Annotated in this window: 2 protein-coding genes; both read right to left on the bottom strand. The window is 73.5% G+C overall.

Annotated features, from left to right (window positions below; all coding sequences use genetic code 11):
* Nucleotides 1–131 precede the first annotated feature (131 nt).
* The gene (locus AC2W7G_RS14725) at nucleotides 132–482 is read right to left on the bottom strand and encodes a helicase-related protein (protein WP_485869099.1); all 351 of its coding nucleotides are present in this window, start codon (nucleotides 480–482) and stop codon (nucleotides 132–134) included.
* A partial coding sequence (locus AC2W7G_RS14720) for a DEAD/DEAH box helicase (protein ID WP_485869098.1) occupies nucleotides 404–2,041 on the bottom strand: 1,638 nt, incomplete at its 5' end. The genes AC2W7G_RS14720 and AC2W7G_RS14725, both read right to left, overlap by 79 nt.

Raw genomic sequence — 2,041 nt, 5'->3', positions numbered from 1 at the left:
AGTCGCGGGTCCTTGCTCGCCGCGGCGGACGGACGTCGGACGCTCGGCGGCGGCCGGGCCCACCAGCAGCCCCGCGACCAGGGCGACGGTCAGGGCGAGGGCGGCTCGCAGGGAACGGGGCGTGCGGTGGGTCAAGACGTGCTCCGGCGCAGGGTGACGAGATCGGCGAGCTCGGCGTCGGTCAGCTCGGTCAGGGCCCCCTCACCGGCGTTGACGACCGCGTCGGCGAGCGAGCGCTTGGACGAGATGAGCTCGGCGATCGACTCTTCGACCGTACCTTCGGCCACGAGCCGGTGGACCTGAACCGCGCGGGTCTGCCCGATGCGGTGCGCGCGGTCGGTCGCCTGGTCCTCGACCGCCGGGTTCCACCAGCGGTCGTAGTGGACGACGTGGTCGGCGCGGGTCAGGTTGAGCCCGGTGCCGGCCGCCTTGAGCGACAGCACGAAGACCGGCACCTCGCCGGCCTGGAAGCGGCGCACCATGACTCGCGCGTGCGCACCGGGGTGTGCCCGTGCAGGAAGAAGTGCGGGATCTTCTGCTCGTCCAGGTGCCGGGCGAGCAGGTGGCCCATCTGCGTGTACTGGGTGAAGACGAGCACCGCGCCGTCCTCGGCCAGGATCTCGGTCAGCAGGTCGTCGAAGACGCCGAGCTTGCCCGAGCGTCCGGTCAGGCGGCCCTCGCCCTCGCGCAGGAACTGCGCCGGGTGGTTGCAGATCTGCTTGAGCTGGGTCAGCAGCCGGATGACCAGGCCGCGGCGCTGGATGCCCTGCGCCGCCTCGATCTGGGCCATCGTGTCGCGGACGACCGCCTCGTAGAGGCCGACCTGCTCGCGCGTGAGGTTCACGTGGTGGTCGGTCTCGATCTTGGGCGGCAGCTCCGGCGCGATGCCCGGGTCGGACTTGCGCCGGCGCAGCACGAACGGGCGGATGAGCCGCGACAGGGTCGCCGCCCGCTCGCGGTCGCGCCCGGACTCGATCGGCTGGCTCCAGGACGAGCGGAACTCCTCGTGCGTGCCGAGCAGGCCGGGCGTCGTCCAGTCCAGGATCGCCCAGAGCTCGCCGAGCGAGTTCTCGACCGGCGTGCCGGTGAGGGCGAGGTTGGCGTCGGCCTCGAGCCGGCGCAGCGCCTGCGCGGTGCGCGAGCGCGGGTTCTTCACGTGCTGCGCCTCGTCGGCCACGACCAGGCCCCACGCCCGGTCGGCCAGGACGTCGGCGTCGGTGCGCATCGTGCCGTAGGTGGTGACGACGAACCCGTTGCCCGCGCCGTGCAGCGAGCGTCCGGGACCGTGGTAGCGCACCACCGGCACGTCCGGGGCGAAGCGCTCGACCTCGCGCACCCAGTTGCCGAGCACCGACGCCGGCGCCACGACGAGCGTGGGGCGCTCGGACTGGCGGTGCAGGTGCAGCGCGATGAGCATGACCGTCTTGCCCAGGCCCATGTCGTCGGCCAGGACGCCGCCGAGGCCGAGCTCGACGAGCTGGCTCATCCAGCCCACGCCGGCCAGCTGGTAGTCGCGCAGCGTGCCGTCCAGCGCCTCGGGCTGCTGGACGGTGCGTCCGCCCGACCCGCGGGCCATGAGCCGCTCGCGCACCTCGTCGAGCCAGCCGACGGTCTGCACGTCGACCCGGCGCCCGTCGACCTCGATCTCGCCGGTCACCGCGGCGCGCAGGGCGTCGAACGGGCTCAGCTCGTGGGCGCGCCGGGCGAGCACCTCGCGCAGGTCGTTCTTGTCGACGAAGACCCACCGGTTGCGCAGCCGCAGCAGGCCGTGCTGGGACTTGGCCAGCTCGTCGACCTCGTGCGCCGACAGGACGTCCGAGCCGAGCGCGACCTGCCAGTCGAAGCGGAACAGCTGACCGGAGGCGAACGCGGCGGGACGGTCCGAGCGGGGGCCCTCGGCGCGCTGCACGAGCGCGGACGTGCCGAGCTCGCGCACCAGGTCCGCCGGCCAGACGACCTCGACGTGGTTGGCCATGAGCGCCGGGGCGAGGGTGGACGAGCCGAGGGCGGCGACCTCGTCGGTGCCGACGGTGACGGCGCC

The organism is Aeromicrobium sp. PFPM2_SD2 (assembly GCF_057364525.1).
Note: the sequence above shows the minus strand (reverse complement) of the source record. Positions and strands in the feature narration are given on the sequence as shown.

Excerpts from the sequence above, each read along its gene's own strand:
- AC2W7G_RS14725 (WP_485869099.1), bottom strand. The coding sequence starts at position 482 with ATGGTGCGCCGCTTCCAGGCCGGCGAGGTGCCGGTCTTCGTGCTGTCG.